Raw genomic sequence first — 23845 nt, forward strand, 5'->3', positions numbered from 1 at the left:
ACTGATGATGACGCTTTTACCCCAACACACGGTCTCACCGGCTCAGGTGCCCGGCCTCCCCTATCGGGCCGGGCTGGGGCTGAAGAACGAGCACTTTATTGAAGTGCTCGATACCTCGCCCGATATCGGTTTTTTTGAAGTGCACGCCGAAAACTACATGGTGGCCGGCGGGCCGTTCCATCATTACCTGGGGTTGATCCGCGAGCAGTACCCGCTGTCACTGCACGGCGTGGGCCTGTCCATCGGCGGCGAAGGCCCGCTCAACCGTGAGCACCTGGCACGGTTGGCCTTGCTGATCGAACGCTATCAACCCCACTCGTTTTCCGAACACCTGGCCTGGTCGAGCCACGGCCCGGTGTTTCTCAATGACTTGCTGCCCCTGGCCTACGACGCCGCCACACTGAACCGGGTGTGCGAGCACATCGATCAGGTGCAAAGCACGCTCAAGCGGCCGATGCTGCTGGAAAATCCATCGACCTATCTGCAATTCGAGCGCTCCACCCTGGACGAAACGGACTTCATCAGCGAGGTTATCCGCCGCACGGGCTGCGGCCTGCTGCTGGACGTCAACAACGTTTATGTGTCGTGCATCAATCACCAGCGCGAGCCGCTTTCCTACATCGACGCGCTGCCATTACACGCCGTTGGGGAGATACATCTGGCGGGTTTTGCCGAAGACACTGACAGCCTGGGCGATCGCCTGTTGATCGACGACCATGGCGCGCCCATCGATAACGCGGTATGGCAGTTATACGAACAGGTACTCACGCGCACGGGCCCAATGGCCACGCTGATCGAGCGGGATAACCAGGTGCCTGCGTTCAGTGTGCTGCATGCCGAAGCTCAACACGCCGACTGGCATCTGTCGCAGGTGAACGTATGAGCCATCACGCTGCGTTTGCCGACGCCTTGATCGATCCCGACCTGGCGTGCCCCGACGGCTTGTTCAGCCGCAATGGCGCCGACCCGGCCAGCCGTTTTGCGGTGTATCGCAACAATGTCCACAGCGCGTTGATCAACGCGTTGGCGACCGCTTACCCGGTGACCTTGCAGTTGGTCGGCGATGAGTTTTTTCGCGCCATGGCCGGCCTGTTTGTACAGGCATGCCCGCCCACCAGCCCGCTGATGAGCGAGTACGGCAGCGCGTTCGCAGGGTTTATTCAGGCCTTTGAGCCGGCGGCCAGCGTGCCCTACCTGGCTGACGTCACAAGGCTCGAGCGCTTGCGGGTTTGCGCCTACCACGCGGCAGATACCCAGCCGCTGGACCAGCAAGCCATTCTCCAAACGCTGCAAGGCCAGACAGTCCTGGGCAACCTGCGCCTGCACCTGCATCCATCCCTGGCCACCCTGAATAGCGCTTATGCGGTGGTGGCCGTTTGGGCTGCGCACCAGACCGAAGGTGGCCTGGCCACTCTGAATCCCTGGCACGCCCAAAGCGCGCTGGTGTTACGCCAAGGCTTGGCGGTCAAGGTATTCGCCATCGACAGCGGCTCGGTCGCGTTCATCGACAGCCTGAATCACGGCGCGGCACTGGAGACGGCGGTGCAGCACGCGCTTGAAGCGTCGGCGCAGTTCGACCTGAACCAATGCCTGGCCCTGTTGATCAGCCACGACGCCATCACTCATTTGCACCTGGAACAAAAGGTCTTGCCATGAACACATTCCCTTCGAGTCTGGTCAATCGGGTCATCGCACTGTTCGAGAAAATCCCCTACAGCCTGATCGCCTTTCTCGCACGATTTTCCATTGCCGCGGTGTTCTGGAAATCAGGGCAGACCAAGGTCGAGGGCTTTGCCATCGACTTGATCAGCGGCACGTTCCAATTCGGCGAGCCGCGTCTTGCGGCGTCCACACTGCCGCTGTTTCGCAGTGAATACCACGTGCCCTTGCTGTCACCGGAAGTCGCCGCGCACATGGCGGCGTTTGCCGAGCATTTCTTCCCGGTGCTGATCCTGGTGGGCTTTGCCACGCGGTTCTCGGCCCTGGCCCTGATCGGCATGACCTTGACCATTCAACTCTTCGTTTATCCGGACGCCTACCCGACCCACGGCACCTGGATCACCGTGCTGCTGCTGTTGGTCGCCAAGGGCCCGGGCTGCCTGTCCATCGACCATTTGATTGCACGCCGCTACCGCTGAAGACGGTCCAGGGCCTCGCCGCCGCGCTTAAACCAATCCACCAGGTAATCAGCCAGCACCTGGGTGCGACGCGGCAAACCACCCTGATAAGGGTGAACCAGGTACATCGGCATGCTCCGCGTCTGATAATCGCGCAGGAGCCAGCGCAATCTCCCGTCAGCCAGTTCCGCGGGTAACACGTAGGACGGCAGGCGGGCGATCCCGGCGCCAACCAGTGCGGCCTTCTTCAACAGGTTGTAATGGTTGGAGGCAAAGGTGCCACTGACCCGTACTCGCAGCAGTTCGTGCTGCTGGTGATACAGCCATTCTTCACGCCCGCTGTAGTGGCTGTTGAGCAGGCAGGTGTGCGTCGCCAGGTCTGCCGGGGTCAGCGGCTCGCCGTGTTGCTCCAGGTAGGCCGGGCTGGCGCAGGTCATTTCATGCCAGGCCAGCAGCGGTTTGGCCACCAGGCGCTCATGTTCGGTGGCGCCGGAACGCACGCCCAAGTCAAACCCATCCCGCGCCAGGTCTCGGTAGTTATTGTTCAATTCCAGTTCGATCTGCACTTGGGGGTACTGCTTGGAGAACTCCAGCAGCAAGCCATCGAAGAAGGTTTCTCCCAACGACACCGGAACCGTCATACGCACTGGCCCGGCCAAATCGTCCTTGAGCCGCGCCAATGCCTGACGGGCGCGTTCCACTTGGACCACCAGCGCCTGAGCCTGGGGCAACAGCGCTGCACCGGCTGCGGTCAGGCTGAGCTTGCGGGTGGTGCGGTGCAGCAACACCACGCAAAACTGCGCCTCCAACTGGCTGATACGCTTGGACAACTGGCCCTTGCTGCACCCCAGTTGCTCGGCCGCCAGGGTGAAACTGCCGGCTTCGATCAGAACGGCAAAGGCCGCCAGGTCATCCATCTCGCTCATGGATTGTTTCCATTTGAAAACCAAAGGTTGCCTATTAGCACGTTTATCCACCTGAAAAGCCACACTAGACTGAACCTTCACTTACCCGTGGAGGAACAGCACGATGAAAATTCTATTGATTGGCGCCAGCGGCACGGTCGGCTCGGCAGTCAAGGCAGAACTGGTTCAGCGTCACGAAGTGATCAGCATCGGTCGCACACGCGGCGATTTCCAAGTGGATATCAGTGACAGCGCGTCGATCCGCAAGCTGTTTGAGCAGACCGGCAAGTTCGATGCCCTGATCTGCGCGGCCGGTAGCGTGAATTTCGTGGCGCTGGGTGAAATGAGCGAAAGCGATTTTGAACTGGGCCTGCGCGACAAGCTGATGGGCCAGGTCAACCTGCTGCTGATCGGCCGCGAATATGCCAACGACGGCGCCTCGTTCACTTTCACCAGCGGCATCCTCAACCGTGACCCGATCCGTACCGGCGCCTCGGCCGCATTGGTCAATGGCGCAATTGACGCCTTCGTCAAAGCCGCGGCGATCGAATTGCCACGCGGCCTGCGCGTCAACGCCGTGAGCCCGACGGTCCTGCTGGAAGCCATGGGCAGCTATGCCCCGTATTTCCGCGGTTACAAACCGGCTCCGGGTGCCGACGTGGCACTGGCCTACGCCAAAAGCGTAGAAGGCTTGCAGACCGGCCAGACGTTTATCGTCGGCTGAATCCGGCGTCTGTCAGATTTGCCTGAAGCAGGGCGCTGGGGTTGTGGTGCGGCCTCAGCCTGCGTAACGTGGCGGCACTTGTTTGGAGACCCGATAAATGCGCGCCGCCCGTACCCTAGTTCTGTTTGCCCTGCTGCCTCTGTTCACCGCTTGCCAGATGTTCGAGAGCGAGCCGGCAAAGCCGTCTACCGCCGGGTTGACCCGCATGCAGGGTGAATTGACGGCCGTTGACGGCAAGCTGTTGTTCCAGCCTTGCGGTGACAAACGCAACTACGTGGTCAACGACGCCGGCGGCACCAGCATCCTGCAGGAAGCCGCCTCACTGGCTGGCCAACAGGGCGCATTGTTTGCCGACTTGCGCGGCAAGTTCTCCGGGGTTGCCACTGGCACCCAGGGGTCGGTAGAGCTGCAACAGCTTTATCGCATGGAGCGTTCGACCTCGGCCTGCAACGACCCGGACTTCAAGCGCATGGTGCTGCGCGCCAATGGTCATAAACCCGCCTGGGCGATGAATGTGACCGCCAAGGGCATGGTGCTGGAGCGCGAAGGTCAGCCACCCTTGGCGGTGCCTTTTGTGGAAGAGCAACTGGGCGACGGCCGTTTCAACCTGATGACCGAAGCCAATAACCAGCACATCGAACTCTGGGTCGCGCCGCAGCGTTGCATCGACAGCGTCAGCGGCAGCCTGCAACACATGACCGCCGAATTGCGCGTCAACGGCCAAGTGCAGCGTGGTTGCGCGGCATTCGGCGGTTCTCGCGACGACTGATTCGGCCCAACGCTGTTTTAACGTGTCGGAAAACCGCCTTTGGGGCTTATAATCGCCGGTTTGCAAAACAGCCGGCCTTTTTGTCTGCCGCCTACCGGATCCCGTCATGTTACGAATCACCGAACTCAAGCTGCCCATCGACCATCCCGAAGAAGACCTGCGGCCTGCCATCGTGCAGCGCCTGGGCATCGCCAGTGATGACCTGCTCGATTTCACCCTGTTCAAACGCAGCTATGACGCCCGCAAAAAGTCGTCGGAGCTGTGCTTCATCTACACCATCGACCTGAACGTGAAAGGCGAAGCCGCCCTGTTGCTCAAGTTCGCCGATGACCGCAACGTCAACCCGGCGCCGGATGTCAGCTACAAGGTGGTGGGTCAGGCGCCGGAAGGCCTGGTCGAACGGCCAATCGTGGTGGGGTTTGGTCCGTGCGGGATCTTCGCCGGGCTGCTGCTCGCGCAGATGGGCTTCAAGCCGATCATCCTCGAGCGCGGCAAGGAAGTGCGTCAGCGCACCAAAGACACCTGGGGCCTGTGGCGCAAAAACGTGCTCAACCCCGAGTCCAACGTGCAGTTTGGTGAAGGCGGCGCCGGGACCTTCTCCGACGGCAAACTCTACAGCCAGATCAAGGACCCGAAATTCCACGGTCGCAAGGTCCTGCACGAGTTCGTCAAGGCCGGTGCGCCGGAAGAGATCCTCTACGTCAGCAAGCCGCACATCGGCACGTTCCGCCTGACCGGCGTGGTCGAAAACATGCGCCAGCAGATCATCGCCCTGGGCGGTGAAGTGCGTTTCGAACAGCGCGTTACCGATGTGCTGATCGAAGACGGCCAGCTGAACGGCGTGGTTATCGACGGTGGCGAGCAACTGCTCTCCAAGCACGTGATCCTGGCCCTGGGCCACAGCGCCCGCGACACCTTCCGAATGCTGCACGGGCGTGGTGTGTACATGGAGGCCAAGCCGTTCTCGGTGGGCTTCAGGATTGAACACCCGCAATCGCTGATCGACGCGGCGCGCCTGGGCAAATACGCCGGGCATCCGAAACTCGGCGCGGCCGACTACAAGCTGGTGCACCACGCCAAGAACGGCCGCTCGGTCTACAGCTTCTGCATGTGCCCGGGCGGCACGGTGGTGGCGGCCACGTCCGAGCCGAACCGCGTGGTAACCAACGGCATGAGCCAGTACTCGCGTAACGAACGCAATGCCAACTCCGGCATCGTCGTCGGCATCACGCCGGAGGTGGATTACCCGGGTGGCCCGCTGGCGGGTATCGAGTTGCAGGAGCGCCTGGAGTCCCACGCCTACATCCTCGGCGGCAGCAACTACGAGGCCCCGGCGCAACTGGTGGGGGATTTCATCGCGGGCAAGCCGTCCACGGCCATCGGCAGCGTGGAACCGTCCTACAAGCCCGGTGTGTCGCTGGGTGACTTGGCCCTGGCCTTGCCGGACTTTGCCATCGAAGCAATTCGTGAAGCGTTGCCGGCGTTCGAGAAGCAGATCAAAGGCTACTCGTTGCACGATGCGGTGCTGACCGGGATCGAGACGCGCACGTCCTCGCCGCTGCGGATTACCCGTAACGAGTCGATGCAGAGCTTGAACGTGAAAGGTTTGTTCCCGGCCGGTGAAGGTGCGGGTTATGCCGGTGGGATTCTGTCAGCGGGCGTTGACGGAATTCGGATTGCCGAGGCGCTGGCGCGGGATATGTTGGGCATCGAGGCCTAAGCACTCTGTTACAGCCAACCCCGATCAAAGGTGGGAGCTGGCTTGCCTGCGATGGCGGTGGTTCAGTCGATAAGTTCGGCGACTGAGACTCTGCCATCGCAGGCAAGCCATCTCCCACATTGGTTTTTGCCGGTGTTCAGATGTTTGCGCGCAGGATTGTCTCCGGCAACGGCTCACCGCGTTCAACACTGGCCGCAACAGCCGCAATCAGCCCGCTCAACGCATAACCTTGCCCGGCGAGCCACGCCTGATCGTAGTAAGTAGTGGCGTACCGCTCTCCCCCGTCACACAAAATCGCCACGATCGACCCAGACTCCCCTGCCGCTTGCATCTGCTGGGCCGCCACCAAGGCACCGATCAGGTTAGTCCCGCTGGAACCACCGACCCGCCGCCCCAGACGCTCGGCCAGGTAATGCATGGCTGCCAGTGACAGCGCATCCGGCACCTTGACCATCGCATCAATCACCTTGGGCAAAAACGACGCCTCGACGCGTGGCCGGCCGATCCCTTCGATCCGCGAACCGCAATCCAGGCGCAAGCTGGCATCGCCCGTCTGGTAATAGTCAAAGAACACCGAGCGTTCGGCGTCGGCACACAGCACGCGGGTGCAATGCTGGCGATAGCGCACGTAACGCCCCAGGGTCGCGGTGGTGCCGCCGGTACCAGGACTGGAAATCAACCAGCTCGGCTCGGGGTAATGCTCAAAGCGCATCTGTTGAAAGATCGACTCGGCGATATTGTTGTTCGCCCGCCAGTCCGTCGCGCGCTCGGCATAGGTGAATTGATCCATGAAGTGACCGCCACTTTCCTGCGCCAACCGCTCGGACTCGGCGTAGATCTGCGTCGGATCCTTCACCAGATGGCTCTTGCCGCCATAGAAGGCGATCTGGGCAATCTTCTCCTGAGACGTGGTGGCCGGCATCACCGCAATGAACGGCAGGCCAAGCAGGCGCGCGAAATACGCTTCCGAAATGGCCGTCGACCCACTGGAGGCCTCAATCACCGGCGCGCCAGGCTTGAGCCAGCCATTACACAGCGCGTACAGAAACAGTGAACGGGCCAGCCGATGCTTCAAGCTGCCGGTGGGGTGGCTGGACTCGTCCTTGAAGTACAACTCGATACCCGGCAACCCCGGCAACGGCAAAGGGATCAGGTGCGTGTCGGCGCTGCGCTGGAAGTCCGCTTCAATGATGCGAATGGCTTCGCGGGCCCAGGTACGGTGGTCGCTCATAAGGTGCGTCTCTAAAGATTTCAGCGCCAATTTTAGGGAGTTTCCTACACTGCACACAGATACAGTGGCGACTCAAATAGACACACAATTGCTAGGCTCTGGCGCAACGCCGACCCTGCCCGCTACTTATAACAAATAAGAATATAACTTTTGTTTTAACAACTAACGGTACGGGTTAGGGTACCCACCTATTGAACCTGGATTGGAGAGCATCCCTTGCCTCTGCGTAGCACTTTCACCCGTTTCTTCCAGCTGGAAGCCGCCAGCGGTCTGTTGTTGATCGCCGCTGCGGCCTTGGCGCTGATCATCAACAATTCACCGTTGTCGCACCTCTACAACGCCTTTCTCGACGTACCAGTGGTGGCACAGATTGGCGCGCTGAAAATCGCCAAGCCTGCCCTGCTGTGGATCAACGACGGCCTGATGGCCTTGTTCTTCCTGCTGATCGGCCTGGAGGTAAAGCGCGAGCTGCTCGATGGCCACCTGTCCAAACCCTCGCAAGTGGTACTGCCGGGCGCCGCAGCCATTGGCGGCATGGTGGTGCCGGCGCTGATCTACTGGGCGATCAACAAGGACTACCCCGCCGCACTCTCCGGCTGGGCGATCCCCATGGCCACCGACATCGCTTTTGCACTGGGCGTGCTCGCCCTGCTGGGCAAGCGCGTGCCGGTGTCGCTGAAACTGTTCCTGATGACCCTGGCCATCATTGATGACCTCGGCGCAATCATCGTCATCGCCGTGTTCTACTCCGCGGACCTGTCCGGCGCTGCTCTGGCGGGTGCAGGCGCATGCCTGATTGCCTTGATCGCGATGAACCGCCTGGGCGTGATCAAACTCGGGCCCTACCTGATCATTGGTCTGATCCTGTGGGTGTGTGTGCTCAAAAGTGGCGTGCACGCCACGCTGGCCGGCGTGACCCTGGCCTTCTGCATCCCGCTGCGCACCAAAAATGCCGAGCCCTCGCCCCTGCAGACACTGGAACACGCCCTGCACCCGTGGGTGGCCTACGCCATCCTGCCGCTGTTTGCCTTCGCCAACGCGGGCGTTTCCCTGGCCGGCGTGAGCCTGGAAAGCTTCACTCACCATGTGCCAATGGGCATCGCCGCCGGCCTGTTGATCGGCAAGACCATCGGCGTGTTCGGCCTCACCTGGCTCGCCATCAAGACCGGCCTTGCCGCGCTGCCCAGCGGCGCGAACTGGGGCCAGGTGTTCGGGGTGGCGATCCTGTGCGGTATCGGCTTTACCATGAGCCTGTTTGTCGGCTCACTGGCGTTCGTGCCGGGTGCCAGCGAATTCGCCGGGGAGGATCGAATGGGCATTCTGACCGGGTCGATCCTGGCCGCGTGTATGGGTTATGCCGTGACCGCGATGGCGAGTCGCAAGAAAGCCTGAGGGTTCTGAAGGCACCCAAAAACCCCAATCGGTGAGCCCGATTGGGGTTTTTCTCTTTCTGAAGAGGACACTTGCCTCAAACGCCTAAAGACTTTGCGCGCGCCGCCGATTAGTGATTGTGTCGCTAGCACTGTTCCTGCCAGGGACACCCGCCCGACACAGCTCTCCAACGCGTATCCAGCCGAGCGAAAATCCCATGTTCCTGAGAAATATAAGAATCGCTGCCAGAGCCTTCATTGGCTTCGCAGCTATTGCGTCGCTGAGTGTGTTTCTCGGTCTGTTCGCCCTCAAGCAGATTGGCGAAGTCCAGTCCCAGGCTGCCGACATTCAGAACAACTGGATGCAGCGTGTCAGGATTCTGGCCCTGGCCAACGCGTCGCTCGACCGTTTTCGCTTGGGCGAAATGGCGCACATCCTGTCGGCAAGCGATGCGGAGATGCAGACCTATGAAGACAAATCCGCTGGCCGCCTGAAAAGCGTCAAGGAACAGCTGACCCAATATGCCGCGCTGCTACGCACATCCGAGGAAAAATCGCGTCTGGATGTGTTCAACCAAAGCCTGGATGCCTACGCGAAGAACCATACCGAAATGCTCAAGCGCTCGCGCTCGGGCGACAAAGCCGGCGCCCGCGACTTTCTCAACAGCATTCGAGAAAGCTACGAGCAGATGACCAAGAACTTCGACCAGTTGATCGACCTCGCCAACAAAGGCGCCGAACAGGCCGGCCAAACCTCCGTAGGCGCTTACCAACATGCGGTGAGCGGCATCACCATCGTCATTTTGCTGGTCAGTGCCGGCACAGTGCTGGTGGCCTGGTTACTGACCCGCAGCATTACCGGCCCCATCATTGAAGCGGTGCAGGTGGCCGAAACCATCGCCAAGGGCGACCTCACCCATCCCATAAACCCTACGGGCAATGACGAAGCCACCCGCTTGCTGCGGGCGCAAGAAACCATGCGAAACAACCTGGTGCAGACCTTGCGGCAAATCACCGGCTCATCCAGCCAACTGGCCGCTGCTGCCGAAGAGTTGAATGCCGTCACCGCCGAGGGTAGCCGCGACCTGCAACAGCAACATGGCGAAATCGAGCAGGCAGCCACGGCCGTCACTCAGATGACCACTGCGATTGAGGAGGTTGCGCGAAACGCAGCATCGACCTCCGACCTGTCCCAGGAATCGCGCAGCATTGCGTTGAAGGGCCAACAGCGCATGGGCGAGGCATTGAATTCGATTCAAGCGCTGACCCGTGGGGTCGAGGTCAGCTCAGGGCAAGTTGGCGGCCTCGCCGAACAGGCTAAAGGCATCGGCAAAGTACTCGATGTGATCCGCACCATTGCCGAGCAAACCAACCTGCTGGCGCTTAACGCCGCCATCGAAGCTGCGCGTGCCGGTGAGGCCGGACGTGGTTTCGCCGTGGTCGCCGACGAGGTTCGTGCACTGGCCCATCGCACCGCCCAATCGACCCAGGAAATCGAGCAGATGATCGGCAGCATTCAGGCCAACACGGCCAGCACCGTCAACACCATGCTCGACAGCAGCGCCATGACTCAGCAAACCTTGGGGCTGGCCGAGCTGGCGCAACAAGCGCTGGCAGACATCCTGGCTGCCAACGATGAGATCAATGACCGCAACCTGGTGATTACCACGGCGGCGGCGGAACAAGCCGACGTTGCTCGAGCAGTCGATCGCAACTTGCTGAACATTCAGCAGCTGTCGATTCAGTCGGCAGAGGGCTCGACTCAAACGACCGCAGCCTCGCAATCCCTCGCCAGCCTGGCGCATGAGTTGAACACGATGGTCAAGCACTTCCAGGTTTGACGTCACGCAGCGTGCGCGGCACACCGCGCTTGCAATAAAAAACCCCAACCGATCACTCGGTTGGGGTTTTGTATTTCAGGGCCGGCGTTTAGCGAGTAACGCGGCTGGTACCGTCAACGGTCATGATGCGTACACGGTCGCCGATGCGGAAGATTTCATTTTCCTGCACGGCTTGGACGTAGGCACGCATGCTGCCGTCGTCTTCGCGAACGGTGATTTCCACGCCTTGGGTGCGGGTCAGGCCTTCTTCGGTGGCCGAGCCCAGCAGGCCGCCGGCTACGGCGCCGATCACAGCGGTAACAATGCTGCCACGGCCGCCGCCGATGGCGCTGCCGCCAACGCCGCCGATCACGGCGCCAGCAGCGCCGCCGATTGGGGTCTTGGTGCCTTCGATTTTCACTGGACGCAGGGATTCAATGGTGCCCATGCGAACGGTCTGTACACGACGCGCCTCGTCACGGGAGTACGAGTCGCCGGTCAGACTCGAGGCGCAGCCACCCAACAGCAACGACAGGGTGGTAAAGCAGGCAACTAGTAAAACGGACTTACGCATAGCATCAACTCCAAAGGACAGGTATTCATTAGACGCTGCGGCTTGGCGCCTGTCACGGCGAGTACCGCAGAAAATTGCTTTCATTCAGCCTTAGTACAGACTGCCAGCACCAGAAAAATAGACGAACGGTTGCACTCAACTGTTCCGAAGAATGTCATGGACGCGTTCATCATTATTGTAGTCGCGCAGCAGCACACGCCGAAGACTTATGGATAAAGACTTCGCCGTGGAGGGCAACATTCGAACGAGGTGACGAAAGGTGAAACTCAGGGCGCGAGGCGCTCACGAGTCCACTCGCCGGCTTGCAGGCGGTAGTTGAGGCGATCATGCAGGCGACTGGCGCGACCCTGCCAGAACTCGATACGCTCGGGCAGCAAGCGATACCCGCCCCAATGCTCAGGGCAATCAGGTTGGATGTCGCTGAAACGCTGCTCGGTGGCCTTTAGCAAGTCTTGCAGCTCTTCGCGATCACGGATGACCCGGCTCTGCGGTGACGCCCAAGCCCCAAGACGGCTGCCCAACGGGCGGACCTGAAAATAAGCATCCGACTCTTCGGGCGTGACCTTGACCACCCGCCCTTCGATGCGCACCTGGCGCTCCAGGGTGGGCCAGAAGAAGGTCATGGCTGCAAACGGCTGTGCCGCAAGCTGTTCGCCTTTGGCACTCTGATAATTGGTGAAGAAGGTAAAACCCTGTGTATCCAGGCCCTTGAGCAACAGGATACGACAGTGCGGACGACCGTCCAGGTCGACCGTGGCCAGAGTCATGGCATTGGCTTCCACCGGTGGTTGCTCGGTTTTCACCGCATCGGCAAACCACTGGTGGAACAATGCAAACGGCTCGCCCGGGGCCTGGGCCTCGCTCAAACCGTCCCGTGTGTAGTCACGGCGCATATCGGCCAGTGCCTGGGTCATGCGGCTTTATCCTTCTGGTTCAGCAGATCAGTTTTTCGCCTGGTCGTTTGTCGCTGGAGCGTCGGCCTTGGGTGCGGCTTTTTTCGCGGCCGGCTTGGCGGCCGCTTTTTTCGCAACGGGCTTGGCAGCGGCTTTCTTGACCGGAGCCTTTTTCGCCGGAGCGGCTTTTTTCGCAGCAGGCGCCGGTACGGGAGCGGGTGCAGTCTGCACGGCAACCATTTCCGCAACCGGTGGCTTGCCCGAGTTGTACTTGCTCAACAACGCCAACATCGTTGTACGCTGAGTGAACATGATTTCCATGCGACGGTTCAGCGCACGCCCCTGATTGCTATCGTTGGCAGCCCGCGGCATAAGGTCGCCCATGCCACGCATCATCAGGCGATCCTGCTTCAAGCCGCTGAGACTGAAAATCGAAGCGATGGACTGCGCGCGCTCGCGGGTCAACGCCTGGCTCGCGGGCTCGGCACCATTGGTGTCGACGTGGCCTAAGACCAACACAGCGGTTTTCGGATCGCCTTCAACCGCCTTGGCCACGCGAGTGAACGGGCCCAACGTAACCGGCAGCAGCATCGCAGGACGCTTCGGGTTGTAAGAGCCATCAACCGGGGCGATCACGACCAATACGTTCTCGCGACGCTCCAATTGCAGGTTGCTGTCCTTGATGGCCGCACGCAGGCGCGGCTCATAGTCGTCCAGCCAGGCTTGAGTGATTTTCGGGTCAGGCATCGGCACGTTGGTCACGTCGACCTTGGCCAATGGTTTTGGCTTGCTTTCGAAAGGCCACCACCACTTGGTGTCGGTGTCGGTCTTGGCGACGGCCGGAGTCGTCGGGTCTGCAGCCTTGAGGTCGGCTTTCAGATCGGCTTTGGCATCAGCCGCTTTTTCATCGGCGCTTTTAGAGGCGAACGGCCACCAGCTGGAGCCGGTCTCGGCCTTGGCCACGGGCGCAGGTGCGGCAGCAGCGGCAGGCGCTGGAGCAGCGGCGGCGGCAACCGGGGCTGCAGGCTTGGCGCCAGCGGCTGGTTTTGCATCCGGCATGGCGTCGGTTTTGGTTACTGCGTCCTTGGTAGCAGCCTTGTCTGATCCAAATGACCACCAATGCCCACCTTCGGCATCATTTTGTGGAGTTTGTGCGCAACCCGTAATTGTGAGGCACAGCGCCAGTGCCAAGGACTTGTTCGATAACATGAGATATCCACAAAATGAGAAAAAACCGGAGGGTCTGGTTGACCCGTTAAACAGACGCTTACAGAACATTAAAGTTACAAAATTTCGTTCAGCGCCTTCTTATAGTTGCCTTTGTAACAAAAAAACGTGAAACAGCAAGCTCTTTACAGACAACCGGCCAATATTCCGACCAACTTCTGTGCACGCGGGTCCATAAGTACATAAGGCCCCAGTGTATTAGTCACGAAACCAAATGCTACATCATGTTCCGGATCGGCAAAACCGACCGAACCACCCGCGCCCGGATGCCCAAACGCACGTGGGCCAAGGCCGAACGTCGCATTGGGCAAGTGCGGTTGATCCAACATGCAGCCCAAGCCGAAACGGGTTTGTGTCAATAAAGTTTTATCCGGTCCGATACTGTGTTCGCGGGTCAATTGTTCGAGCATGTCCGCTTCGAGCAAACTACCGTCCAACAATCCGCTATAAAACCCCGCCAGGCTACGCGCATTACCGTGACCATTTGCCGCCGGCTGCTGCATGCGCCGCCATTCGGGCTTATTAGTGCTTGTCAGAATAGACGGTGGGTTGGCAAATGCACGCGTTGTCATGGCCGCAGGTTCGCGCATCATAACTTGCAATAATCGTTGAGCGGCTTCATCGCCCATATTGCCTTTGCCGCGCGCTATATGCGCAACGCGATAAAACTCTTCGTCCGCCAGGCCAACATGAAAGTCCAGCCCCAATGGCCGCGCAACCCGCGCAACAATTGATTCACCGGGCCCACGCCCGTCGGCGCGACGCAACAATTCACCGACCAGCCACCCATACGTGATGGCCTCGTAGCCGTGGCCTTGGCCGGGCGTCCACCATGGGGCTTCGGCCGCCAGGGTGTCGACCATCAGTTGCCAGTCATAGAGGGCTTCGGCGGGGAGCATTTCGCGAATCGCCGGCAACCCGGCCTGGTGGCAGAGCAGCTGGCGCAGGGTGATGGCTTCCTTACCGGCTGCGGCAAACTCGGGCCAGTAGTTGGCGACAGGGGCGTCGAGTTGCAACTTGCCCTCGGCCACCAATTGCAGGGCCGTCACGGCGGTGAAGGTCTTGGTGCAGGAAAACAGATTGACGATGGTGTCGCTGTGCCAGGCCTCGGCACCGTCCTTGTCGGCGGTGCCGGCCCACAGGTCGACAACGGTTTCGCCGCCGATCTGGATACACAGCCCGGCACCACGCTCCTGCGGGTCATCGAACAACGCGGCGAATGCCTCACGTACCGCTTCGAACTGGAGCTCGTAATGACCCTGAATCTGCACCTAAGCCGCCTCGGAAAACACCGTAATAAGTGGCCGACATTGTTCCAGTCATTGGCGGTTTTGTGAACCCGTCAAATATGAATCAATGGCCATTTCCAGAGTGACCGCCAGCATGCCCGGCGCCCTGCCCCGCGCCTCTGCCGTCGTGCCCCGACTTGCTGGCTTCGCTCTCACGCACCCCGCTGGCGGCCTTGGCTTTTTCGGCTTCCTTGCCCAGTTGGTCGACGGCCGCCAGGTTGCTCTTGCGCACGCTGTCGACAAAGCCCTGGAACGGCACATCCGTGATGCCTACAAGGCCAAAGTGGCCGTTTTCACCGTCCAGCAGACGCCCCGTCACCGGTTGATCCAGGTATTGGAACCAATGCACGCCGACGATCGACGGCTCAGCCATGGCTTGCTTGAGGAAGTTGCTGTACGCCACGCCACGGTCTTCTTCCTTGGCCAACTGAGTCACGCCGCCCCAGAACGGACCGCGATCCGCCGAGCCGAAGTTGAATTCGGTGATCAGTACCGGCTTATCCAACGCACGCAGGGCGGCGAAGTCGTAACCGTCCTGAGGCTTGAGGGTGTACATGTTGAAGCTCAGCACATCGCAATACTGGGCGCAGGACGCTACGGCTTCCGGGGTGCTGACGGCGTAGCGGCCACCCAGCAGCAACTGGTTGGGCGCGTGCCACTTCAACGAATCGGAGATGGTCTTGAAATAGGCATCGGCGAAGGTCTTCTGGAAGTACTTGAAGTCCGCTTCGATTTCCGGGTGCTCAGGGCTCGGCATCGGTGGCTCGAAGCCCGGGTCTTCCATCAGCTCCCAGCCCGACAGGTGAATGCCCCAGGCTTTGGAGAGGCCTTCTTCGTTGCGGTATTTGTCACGCAGTTGTTTGAGGAACGCACGTTTGGCCGGCACGTCGGTGGTCATGCGCAAGGTCCCGTAGGCCAGGGCGTAACGCGATTTTGGATCGTCGCCAGGGCCGGCCCAGGCCAGCTCGTTGTCGGCAAAAAAGCCGATCAGCCACGGGTCGTCGCGGTGATCGCGGGCCGCGATCGCCACCGCGCGCTCGGTGGCCATGGCGAAACGCGGGTCGAACGGGTCGGGCATGCCGCCCCACCAGTCAGTGCCGGTGCTGATGCTGGCGTAGTCACCGACAATCGACAGCGGCAAGGTGTACGGCACGCGGTCGGCGCTGGCCAAATCCTCGTCGCTCCAGTTGCCCACGGTGTTGAAACCCCAGGCTTGCAGGCGGTCCAGCGTGTGCGTGACCCAGCGCTTGTGGTCAAAACCCTGCGTGTCATAGGTGCGCTGCAGGTTGGCGCCATAGAAGTCGTACCAACGCCCCACATTAAAGCCCCGGCCCTGGTCAGCGCCGTTGCCGCCACGGTTATCCGCACTGCCGTAATACTTGTCGAACGGCTCACCGGACTTGGGCAGCGCGGCAAACATCCATTCGCGGCCGGCCACGTAGGTTTGGTTATCGTCCGGAGCAACCGTATTGACGCCCAGGGAGTAGAACGGATGGCCTTCCGGCGTCACCAGGTACCAGCGCCCGTCGCGCTTCTCGGTGCGGAAAAAGCCGCTTGCTTCGAACGCCGGGCCTTTGTTCCAGCCGCCATATTGGTCCAGGGCAGACTTGTCGCGCTCAGCCAGCCAGCCCTTGAGCTGTTGCTGCTCCTTGGCCGCAGCGGCTTTGAGTTGTTCATCGCTGCTGACTTTTTCCGGCCAACGCGCGCGCGTGGACTGACCATACGCATCTACCAGTGCGCTGTAGGCAGCCTTCAGCACCGGCTCGCTTTCCTGCACGCCAAAGCGTTCCAGCAGGATGCTTTGGGCAGCATTGGGCTTGATCATCGACAGGGTGACCGACGCCACCTGGCTACGATCGATTGCCCCGGCGCTGCTGGCCAACAGCACACGCTGGCCCTCCACAGTAATCGGCATCGGCGGCCCGGCCTTCATGCCCTGGCTCAGCGGCGAGTTGGCCTGCAGCGGAATCAGCAGGGTTTGGGCGGGGCCGGCCGGCAGGTCGATGCGGCTGACCAGCGTCTGGCCGTCGGTGCTCTGCACCTTGACGTAGAGGGTCAGCGCCCAGTCCATGGCGCTTTGGATACGCAGGCTCATGGCGCCGGACTGCGACCAGTCCCACACGCCGGTCTGCGGGCTGAGCACCAGGCTCGGTTCGGCCGCCGGGTTGAAGGTAATGCGGCGCAGCACCTCGCCCTCAGCGGTTTGTTCGGCGTTGTATTGCGGCAGGCTCGCGTCCTGGGTCGCGACCTTGACCACATCGGCAGGCCGGACGAAATTGAACAGCGTTTGTTGCCCGGCAGGCGCGGCCATCAAGGGCGCGGCGAACAACAAGGCAAACAGAGCGGGCAGCGTGCGAATCATACGAACAAGGTTCTCCCAAACGGCCGGTGAATGGCCTGATGACGTAAAGCGTTGGCAGTGAGATAGACCACGAAGTGGGCGAATTCGCCCACAGTGGCTTAAGAAATTTCGCGCCTGAAAGGCGGCAAAGCATTGAGGATAGCCTTGCCATAGCGTTGCGTGACCAAACGGCGGTCGAGCAAGGTGATGGTGCCCCGGTCTTCCTCGGTACGCAGCAAGCGCCCGCAGGCCTGGACCAGCTTCAAGGAAGCATCCGGCACCGAGATTTCCATGAACGGGTTACCGCCACGGGCTTCGATCCATTCGGCCAAGGCCGCCTCGACCGGGTCATCCGGTACCGAGAACGGGATCTTGGCGATCACCACGTGTTCACAGTAGGCACCGGGCAAGTCCACGCCTTCGGCGAAACTGGCCAGGCCGAACAACACGCTGGAATCACCGCCATCAACACGCGCTTTGTGCTTGTTCAAGGTTTCCTGTTTGGACAGGTTGCCCTGGATGAACACCTGCTTGCGCCAGTCGCGGTCAAGGCCGTCGAACACGTCCTGCATCTGTTTACGCGAGGAGAACAGCACCAGGGTGCCGCGTGAACCTTCCACCAGGTCCGGCAAGTCGCGGATGATCGCCGCGGTGTGCGCGGCCGCGTCGCGCGGGTCGGCCTTGAGGTCCGGCACTCGCAGCACACCGGCATCGGCATGGTGAAACGGGCTCGGCACCACGGCGGTGACGGCCTTTTTCGGCAGCCCGGCACGCATGCGGAAACGGTCGAAAGTGCCCAGCGCGGTCAGCGTGGCCGAGGTTACCAGGCAGCCGTAGGCCACGTTCCACAGGTTACGGCGCAGCATTTCGGCGGCGAGGATCGGGCTGGCGTTGACCTCGATATCAAACAGCGCACCGCTTTCGGACAAGGTCAGCCAGCGCGCCATGGGCGGGTCGTCTTCGGGGTCTTCGACGGTAAAGGCGGTCCACAGCTCCCAATTGCCCTGGGCGCGCGACAGCAGGCTGCCGAACAGGGGGTACCATTCCTCGGCCTGGTTGCTGGCGATACCGATATTGACCTCGCCGTCCATGCCTTCCTTGAGCAGGTCGGTCAGGCGGGTGAACAGGTCGGTCAGCCGTGAGAAGCCTTTCTTCAGCTCGATACCCATTTCACGCATGTGCTCGGGGATCAAGCCGCCGACGAAGCGATGACGCGGCCGTTCGCGGCCTTCAACGTCTTCGCCGGGCTTGAAGTCGGCGACCTGCTCGCAGGCGCTGAACATGAATTGCTGCTGGGTCTTGATCTCGCGCGCCAGCTCCGGCACCTGCTCGATCAGCTTGCCCAGATCGCCGGGCAACGGGTGCTGGGCGAGCAATTTGGTCAGGTTCTTGGCGGTGGTTTCGAGCCAGTCGGCGGTGGAACGCAAACGGGTGTAGTGGGCGAAATGGCCGATGGCCTTATCGGGCAAGTGGTGCCCTTCGTCGAATACGTAAAGGGTGTCGCGCGGGTCCGGCAATACAGCGCCGCCGCCCAGGGCCAGGTCAGCCAGGACCATGTCGTGGTTGGTGACAATCACATCGACCTTGCCCATGCCCTCGCGGGCCTTGTAGAAGGCGCACTGGCCGAAGTTGGGGCAATGCCGGTTGGTGCACTGGCTGTGGTCGGTGGTCAGGCGCGCCCAGTCGGCGTCTTCCAGGGCGGTGGGCCAGCTGTCGCGGTCGCCATCCCATTTGTTGCCGGCAAGTTTCTCGATCATGCTGGTAAACAGCTTCTGGCTGACTTCATCAACCTCGATCTTGAAGCCTTCCTCTTCGAACAGCGATGCCGTGGCGGTCTGGGCGTGACCTTCCTGCAGCAATACGTCGAGCTTGGACAGGCACATGTAGCGCCCACGGCCCTTGGCCAGGGCGAAGGTGAAGTTCAGGCCGCTGTTGCGCATCAGGTCGGGCAGGTCTTTGTAGACGATCTGCTCCTGCAGGGCGACGGTGGCGGTGGCAATCACCAGGCGCTTGCCGGCGGCCTTGGCGGTAGGAATCGCGGCCAGGCTGTAGGCCACGGTTTTGCCGGTACCGGTGCCGGCCTCGACGGCCACGACCGCGGGGTCGCCACTGCGCCGACCTTCGTCGTCGGTGTCGATATCCCCGAGGACTTTGGCCACTTCGGCGATCATCAGGCGTTGGCCGTAGCGCGGTTTCAAGCTCTTGGCTTCGAGAAAACGCGAATAGGCGCCCTGGATCGTGGTTTTGAGTTCAGTGCTGATCATGGATAGTCGGGCGCAAAAAACGCTGGATAAATTTTCAGTGGTTCGGATCGGCCGCTATCATACCCCGCTAATTAATCCCGCGCAGAACGGAGTACCACAATGACCGCGTTTAGCCTCGCTTACACCCTGCATGTATTGGCCGCCCTGGTGTGGGTCGGCGGTATGTTTTTCGCCTGGATGATCCTGCGCCCCGCCGCCATGGCGGCACTTGAGGGCCCTGCCCGGCTCAAGCTGTGGGCGAATGTGTTTCAACGTTTTTTCGTGTGGGTCTGGGTGGCGGTGCTGGTTTTGCCGATCAGCGGCATCGGCCTGCTGCAACTGCGCTTCAGTGGTTTTGAGACCGCACCGCGCTATGTGCAGGTGATGATGGGCTTGTATCTGGTGATGACTGCGCTGTTTATCCGTATCCAGGCGTTGAAATTCCCGGAACTGCGCACAGCGGTAGCGGCCGAGGACTGGCCGGCGGGTGCGGCTGCGCTGGGGCAGATTCGCAAGCTGGTGGGGATTAACCTGATTATCGGCCTGGTGGTGGTGGCGATTGCTTCAGCTCGGCCGATGTTCTGAAGCTGCCGACTACAGTGGCGAGCGGGCTTGCCCCGCGTTGGGCTGCGAAGCAGCCCTGAAACCAGACGGCGCATAACATCTGTAAAAACGCGGTGGCCTTATTGGGGCTGCTTTGCAGCCCAACGCGGGGCAAGCCCGCTCGCCACAATGAGGCGTTAGAGCCTTTGGATAGTCACAGCACCCGCAGGCCCAGCCGGCCCCGGTTGCCCTTCCAACCCTGGCCGGCCCTTCTGGCCACCATCGGCGCGGTACACCAGGCAGCCCTTGGATTGCCCACCTTTGCCCGGTTTACCGGCCGTGCCGGCCAAACCGCCCGCACCGCCATCCACCCAGACCTTGATCTGCTCGGCCGGGAAGCTCTGCGGCAGCTCGACGCGTACGGTCGCGCCCGCTGCGCCTGGCAGGCCATCACCGCCATTGTCGCCATTGGCGCCGCGCCCGGCTGAACCCCAGGTGCAGCCCGGGTCCACGCCATTGGCGCCATCCAGGCCGGCATAGCCTTGGGCCCCGGCGCCGCCACGGGCGTCCACCGACAGTTCATCGGCGGTCAGCGCGTTGATGCGCAGGACCAAGTCACGCCCCGCCTTGGCGGGCCTTTCGTGGGTACCGGGAGCACCGCGCGAAGTGATCTGGCTGCCATGTTCCAGTTGCGCATTACGCACTTGCAACTGCAGCGCGGTATTGCCGGGGGCGATGGCGATCCGCGCTTCACGGCCCAAATGCAGCTCATCCACCGTCACTTGGCTGATGGTCGCCGGAACCAGCAACGTGCCGTAATCCGCCACATCCAGGCGTTCGAGCTGCAAAACGTTGGTGCTGCTGGGCAGGCGCATCAGCGAGTTGGTTTCAACACTGACGCTCTGCGCCAGGGCAATGGGGCTGACCAACAGGGCCAACAGAAAAACCTTACGCATGATTGGCCTCCTTGTTTGCTTCATCAATAACGGCAGGTGCCGACAGGCCCCGCACATGGAACATCCCCACCAGCAGAATCTGCAGGCGGTCACGCCAGGGGTGGGCACGGTGTTTCAGGCTGCTGTTGAACAACAGCAATTCCAACAGATGAGTAAGCAACAGCAGACTGCCGGCCAGACTGACCAACAGGTGAAACGGATTGGCGAGCGGCCGCAATAAATTGACCACCACCACAACCCAGAACAGCAACGTCAGAAACTTTCCCAGCCCCCAAAACACCTTCATCCTGCATGCCCCTGCCTATTATTCTTTGGGCGCACAGTACCGACTTCTGCAGGCGATTTGCCAGTGAAGGATGAAAAAACTTGATAAAGGCACGGTTTGCTTGCGGTTTCGGCGAGGATCGCCAGCAATGCCCCTGTGGCTCCCACAGGGGCAAAGGCCGTCAGCGGTTGATTTTGATTTCCACACGACGGTTCAAGGCTCGACCGTCAGCGGTTTTGTTATCGGCCACCGGCTGACTTTCACCCGCGCCCACCACCGATACAAAGTTGCTGCGCGGCACGCCCGCGCTCACCAGGTAATCGGTGACCGAGTGCGCGCGTTTTTCCGAGAGTTTCTGGTTGTAGGCGTCTTTGCCGACGCTGTCGGTATGCCCGCTGACCCGCAACTGCGCGCTCGGGGCTTCACGTTTGAGGCGCGTGGCGATGGTGTCGAGCTTGGTTTTATCCGCCGCCGTCAGCCTGGCCGAGTCGAACTCAAAGTGCACATCGCGGATCACGATGGTTTCTTCCTTGACCACGACCACCTCTTCCACCACGGCCGCCACTGGCACAGGTGGGCAGCCATTGACATCAACCTGCACGCCCTTAGGCGTGCCCGGGCACTTGTCGCGGCTGTCCGGCACGCCATCGCCATCTTCGTCGCCATCACCGTGCACCCAGCAATAGGCGCCCGCCATGCCGCCGACCAGCAGCGCGCCATAACCCGCGTATGCCGAACTTTGAGTGGCGCCAATCGCTGCGCCGGTCACACCACCGACGGCTGCACAGGTGGGCCAATCGGTTTTTTGCAAACCTGCGCAACCTGTCAATACTCCGGTTAGCAGAACCAAGGGTAGAGCTGTCCGCATGATGCTCATCTGATTTCTCCTGAGGGGATCGGCGGGGGCCGACGGGTGGAGTAAAGACCGCTCTTTTCATCTGCGCCACTGCGCCGCACCCCCGTGTTTATTGGAGATCGCCCTGTGTGCAGGACTTTTGCACGCCGCCCGCTCTAGGCCCGCACGCTCAGCCGCGCTAGTCTCTAGGGTCCTGATGTGAGGATCTCTGATGACCGCTGGTATTTCTTCCCGTACGCCACAGCAAGCGCTGGCCGCCTTGCTGGATTTGCACCAGCCCAAACGCCTGTTGTTGTTGGGTGCCAGCCAGTTCCCGGCGCTGGAGGCCTTTGAGGCCGAGCACCCGGACACCCAGGTAGCGATTGCCGCGCCCGGGCCGTTACCGGCAGAACTTGCGGCGCAGCGTTTTGACCTGGCGCTGGTGGTCGATTGCCTGGAGCACCTGTCAAAACCGCAAGGCCTGACGCTGCTCGGCGGCATTCGCAACCTCAATGCCAGTCGCATTGCGGTGCTGGCAGACCTGAACGCCTGCGGCTGGAAGGAGACCGATTTTTTCTCTCTGGCGCTGCAAGCCGGTGAGCGCTTCCAGCGTGATGATCAGGTTCTGACGCTGTTTACCTATGATCTGCTTGACTATAAACAAGTGCCGGACTGGCTCAACGCCCGCTTCTGGGCCAACCCGGAAAACTTCGGAAAGTATTGGTGGTAACCATGAGTACACCCATTTGCCCGTGTGGCAGCGGCAATCTGCTGGATGCGTGCTGCGGCCATTATCACGCCGGCCACCCGGCGCCCTGCGCCACCGCGTTGATGCGTTCGCGCTATAGCGCCTACGTGCTGGGGTTGGTGGACTACCTGGTAGCCACTACTTTGCCCGCGCAACAAGCCGGACTGGACCGCGCCGCCATCGGCGCCTGGAGTGCGCAGAGCACCTGGCTCGGCCTTGAAGTGGAAAGCTCCGAAGTGTTTGGCGGCCAGCCGGAGCATGCGTTCGTGACGTTCACCGCTCGCTGGCATGACAGCACCGGGGAACACAGCCACCGCGAGCAGTCCTCTTTCGTACAGAATGAGGGGCGCTGGTACTTCATCGACCCGACAGTGGAGGTGAAGGCCGGGCGCAATGATGTATGTTTGTGCGGCAGTGGGCAGAAATTCAAGAAGTGCTGCTCCAGCTACCTCTAATCAACTGACAGGGAAAACGCCATGCTCCGGATGTACAGCTTGATGCTGGCGTTGACCCTGGGCCTCACCGGGTGCGCGTCCTGGTTCGAGGACAGCTCGCCCCCGCCTCATGTCTCCCTGGTGAAGGTTGAAGTGGTGCGCGCCAAATTGCTCGAGCAGCGCTTCAAGCTCTACTTTCGCGTGGATAACCGCGACGACGCCGACCTCACGGTGCGCGGCCTGATCTACAAAGTCAGCCTGGGCGATTTCGTGCTGACCGAAGGCGAGTCCAACGAATGGCTGACCGTACCACCGCGCGGCCATGCTTTTTTCCGGGTGAAGGTGCGAACCAACCTCTGGCCGCAGATACGCGATGTGGTACAGATGCTTAAAAACCCGAGCAAACCCGTGCCCTATCGCCTGGAAGGCGAGCTGAAAACCGGATTATTCATCGGTAATGACGTGCAGGTGAACCACAATGGCGAGATAATCCCCGGCGATTTTATTCCGGAGCGACATCGATGACTCAGCAACCCCATGTCCATGGTCCTGACTGCAACCACGATCACGACCACCATGATCATGACCACGGCCATGTCCACGGCCCGAACTGCGGCCACGCTCACCAGGAGCCGGTGCGCAACGCCCTGAAAGACGTCGGCCGCAACGATCCTTGCCCATGCGGCAGCGAGAAGAAATTCAAGAAGTGCCACGGGGCCTGATGCCCTGACCCCGCAGAAGCCGGCTTGCTATGGCGAGCGGGCTTATTGTGGCGAGCGGGCTCGCCCCGCGTTGGGCTGCGCAGCAGCCCCAATAAGATCAACGCGTTTCCTCAAACAGA

The 23845-nt window shown here is 61.1% G+C and carries 24 protein-coding genes; 13 read left to right on the forward strand and 11 right to left on the reverse strand.

Features of this window, described 5'->3' with window-relative positions; genetic code table 11:
- Nucleotides 1-4 precede the first annotated feature (4 nt).
- From ACM530_RS03055 to ACM530_RS03065, 3 genes are read left to right on the forward strand one after another with little or no spacing between them, the layout of a single operon-like run.
- The gene (locus ACM530_RS03055) at nucleotides 5-883 is read left to right on the forward strand and encodes a DUF692 domain-containing protein (RefSeq protein ID WP_242194227.1); all 879 of its coding nucleotides are present in this window, start codon (nucleotides 5-7) and stop codon (nucleotides 881-883) included.
- A complete protein-coding gene (locus tag ACM530_RS03060; RefSeq protein WP_242194230.1) occupies nucleotides 880-1656 on the forward strand; it encodes a DNA-binding domain-containing protein in 777 nt (258 codons plus the stop codon). The genes ACM530_RS03055 and ACM530_RS03060 overlap by 4 nt, the downstream gene beginning before the upstream one ends.
- Complete coding sequence (locus ACM530_RS03065; RefSeq protein WP_145161998.1) at nucleotides 1653-2138, forward strand: DoxX family protein; 486 nt, start codon at nucleotides 1653-1655, stop codon at nucleotides 2136-2138. The genes ACM530_RS03060 and ACM530_RS03065 overlap by 4 nt, the downstream gene beginning before the upstream one ends.
- Here ACM530_RS03065 and ACM530_RS03070 read toward each other — a convergent pair.
- On the reverse strand, nucleotides 2129-3043 hold the full coding sequence (locus ACM530_RS03070) for a LysR family transcriptional regulator (protein WP_242194233.1): 915 nt from the start codon (nucleotides 3041-3043) through the stop codon (nucleotides 2129-2131). The genes ACM530_RS03065 and ACM530_RS03070 overlap by 10 nt on opposite strands.
- Nucleotides 3044-3146: 103 nt before the next feature.
- Here ACM530_RS03070 and ACM530_RS03075 point away from each other — a divergent pair, with 103 nt between their 5' ends.
- The 3 genes from ACM530_RS03075 (at nucleotide 3147) to ACM530_RS03085 (ending at nucleotide 6235) form a co-directional block, all read left to right on the forward strand.
- On the forward strand, nucleotides 3147-3746 hold the full coding sequence (locus tag ACM530_RS03075) for a short chain dehydrogenase (RefSeq protein ID WP_242194236.1): 600 nt from the start codon (nucleotides 3147-3149) through the stop codon (nucleotides 3744-3746).
- A gap of 97 nt (nucleotides 3747-3843) precedes the next feature.
- Nucleotides 3844-4515: a COG3650 family protein gene (locus tag ACM530_RS03080; RefSeq protein ID WP_106577112.1), complete on the forward strand. Its 672-nt coding sequence runs from the start codon at nucleotides 3844-3846 to the stop codon at nucleotides 4513-4515.
- 106 nt (nucleotides 4516-4621) lie between these two features.
- Complete coding sequence (locus ACM530_RS03085) at nucleotides 4622-6235, forward strand: NAD(P)/FAD-dependent oxidoreductase (protein WP_179606714.1); 1614 nt, start codon at nucleotides 4622-4624, stop codon at nucleotides 6233-6235.
- 136 nt (nucleotides 6236-6371) lie between these two features.
- Here ACM530_RS03085 and ACM530_RS03090 read toward each other — a convergent pair whose 3' ends face one another.
- Nucleotides 6372-7466 (reverse strand): PLP-dependent cysteine synthase family protein, encoded by a 1095-nt coding sequence (locus ACM530_RS03090; RefSeq protein WP_242194240.1) that lies wholly within the window; start codon nucleotides 7464-7466, stop codon nucleotides 6372-6374.
- Nucleotides 7467-7682: 216 nt separating this feature from the next.
- Here ACM530_RS03090 and nhaA point away from each other — a divergent pair, with 216 nt between their 5' ends.
- Nucleotides 7683-8858, forward strand: a complete 1176-nt coding sequence (gene nhaA / locus ACM530_RS03095) for a Na+/H+ antiporter NhaA (protein WP_416364245.1) — start codon at nucleotides 7683-7685, stop codon at nucleotides 8856-8858.
- A gap of 196 nt (nucleotides 8859-9054) precedes the next feature.
- The gene (locus tag ACM530_RS03100; protein WP_242194245.1) at nucleotides 9055-10677 is read left to right on the forward strand and encodes a methyl-accepting chemotaxis protein; all 1623 of its coding nucleotides are present in this window, start codon (nucleotides 9055-9057) and stop codon (nucleotides 10675-10677) included.
- Nucleotides 10678-10765: 88 nt separating this feature from the next.
- Here ACM530_RS03100 and ACM530_RS03105 read toward each other — a convergent pair whose 3' ends face one another.
- From ACM530_RS03105 to dinG, 6 genes are all read right to left on the reverse strand, one after another.
- On the reverse strand, nucleotides 10766-11230 hold the full coding sequence (locus ACM530_RS03105; RefSeq protein ID WP_003189251.1) for a glycine zipper 2TM domain-containing protein: 465 nt from the start codon (nucleotides 11228-11230) through the stop codon (nucleotides 10766-10768).
- A 266-nt stretch (nucleotides 11231-11496) separates the two neighbouring features.
- A complete protein-coding gene (gene pdxH / locus ACM530_RS03110; RefSeq protein WP_416364246.1) occupies nucleotides 11497-12144 on the reverse strand; it encodes a pyridoxamine 5'-phosphate oxidase in 648 nt (215 codons plus the stop codon).
- 27 nt (nucleotides 12145-12171) lie between these two features.
- Nucleotides 12172-13332 (reverse strand): OmpA family protein, encoded by a 1161-nt coding sequence (locus tag ACM530_RS03115; protein WP_242194247.1) that lies wholly within the window; start codon nucleotides 13330-13332, stop codon nucleotides 12172-12174.
- Between the two features lie 143 nt (nucleotides 13333-13475).
- Nucleotides 13476-14621: a serine hydrolase domain-containing protein gene (locus ACM530_RS03120; protein ID WP_369300773.1), complete on the reverse strand. Its 1146-nt coding sequence runs from the start codon at nucleotides 14619-14621 to the stop codon at nucleotides 13476-13478.
- 82 nt (nucleotides 14622-14703) lie between these two features.
- The gene (locus ACM530_RS03125) at nucleotides 14704-17001 is read right to left on the reverse strand and encodes a beta-galactosidase (RefSeq protein ID WP_416364247.1); all 2298 of its coding nucleotides are present in this window, start codon (nucleotides 16999-17001) and stop codon (nucleotides 14704-14706) included.
- A 98-nt stretch (nucleotides 17002-17099) separates the two neighbouring features.
- Nucleotides 17100-19244, reverse strand: coding sequence for an ATP-dependent DNA helicase DinG (gene dinG / locus ACM530_RS03130; RefSeq protein ID WP_416364248.1), 2145 nt, complete (start codon nucleotides 19242-19244; stop codon nucleotides 17100-17102).
- A gap of 99 nt (nucleotides 19245-19343) precedes the next feature.
- On the opposite strand from dinG, the gene ACM530_RS03135 reads away from it, so the two are divergent.
- Nucleotides 19344-19808: a CopD family protein gene (locus ACM530_RS03135; protein WP_119738805.1), complete on the forward strand. Its 465-nt coding sequence runs from the start codon at nucleotides 19344-19346 to the stop codon at nucleotides 19806-19808.
- 155 nt (nucleotides 19809-19963) lie between these two features.
- On the opposite strand, the gene ACM530_RS03140 is transcribed toward ACM530_RS03135, so the two are convergent.
- The 3 genes from ACM530_RS03140 to ACM530_RS03150 all read right to left on the reverse strand — a co-directional run bounded on the left by ACM530_RS03140 (nucleotide 19964) and on the right by ACM530_RS03150 (nucleotide 21864).
- Nucleotides 19964-20722, reverse strand: a complete 759-nt coding sequence (locus ACM530_RS03140; RefSeq protein WP_145161956.1) for a collagen-like protein — start codon at nucleotides 20720-20722, stop codon at nucleotides 19964-19966.
- On the reverse strand, nucleotides 20715-21008 hold the full coding sequence (locus tag ACM530_RS03145) for a DUF1145 domain-containing protein (protein ID WP_404487245.1): 294 nt from the start codon (nucleotides 21006-21008) through the stop codon (nucleotides 20715-20717). The genes ACM530_RS03140 and ACM530_RS03145 overlap by 8 nt, the downstream gene beginning before the upstream one ends.
- Before the next feature lie 160 nt (nucleotides 21009-21168).
- Nucleotides 21169-21864: an OmpA family protein gene (locus ACM530_RS03150; RefSeq protein WP_369300778.1), complete on the reverse strand. Its 696-nt coding sequence runs from the start codon at nucleotides 21862-21864 to the stop codon at nucleotides 21169-21171.
- Between the two features lie 190 nt (nucleotides 21865-22054).
- Here ACM530_RS03150 and ACM530_RS03155 point away from each other — a divergent pair, with 190 nt between their 5' ends.
- From ACM530_RS03155 to ACM530_RS03170, 4 genes are read left to right on the forward strand one after another with little or no spacing between them, the layout of a single operon-like run.
- Nucleotides 22055-22552: a DUF6231 family protein gene (locus tag ACM530_RS03155; RefSeq protein WP_145161948.1), complete on the forward strand. Its 498-nt coding sequence runs from the start codon at nucleotides 22055-22057 to the stop codon at nucleotides 22550-22552.
- Between the two features lie 2 nt (nucleotides 22553-22554).
- A complete protein-coding gene (locus ACM530_RS03160; RefSeq protein ID WP_145161945.1) occupies nucleotides 22555-23025 on the forward strand; it encodes a YchJ family protein in 471 nt (156 codons plus the stop codon).
- A gap of 21 nt (nucleotides 23026-23046) precedes the next feature.
- Nucleotides 23047-23529: an LEA type 2 family protein gene (locus tag ACM530_RS03165; RefSeq protein ID WP_106577128.1), complete on the forward strand. Its 483-nt coding sequence runs from the start codon at nucleotides 23047-23049 to the stop codon at nucleotides 23527-23529.
- Nucleotides 23526-23726 carry an SEC-C metal-binding domain-containing protein gene (locus tag ACM530_RS03170; protein WP_003189235.1) on the forward strand — a complete coding sequence of 67 codons (201 nt, stop codon included), beginning with the start codon at nucleotides 23526-23528 and terminating at the stop codon, nucleotides 23724-23726. The genes ACM530_RS03165 and ACM530_RS03170 overlap by 4 nt, the downstream gene beginning before the upstream one ends.
- Nucleotides 23727-23845 lie beyond the last annotated feature (119 nt).

The organism is Pseudomonas sp. NFX183 (assembly GCF_047943075.1).
Classification (GTDB): domain Bacteria; phylum Pseudomonadota; class Gammaproteobacteria; order Pseudomonadales; family Pseudomonadaceae; genus Aquipseudomonas.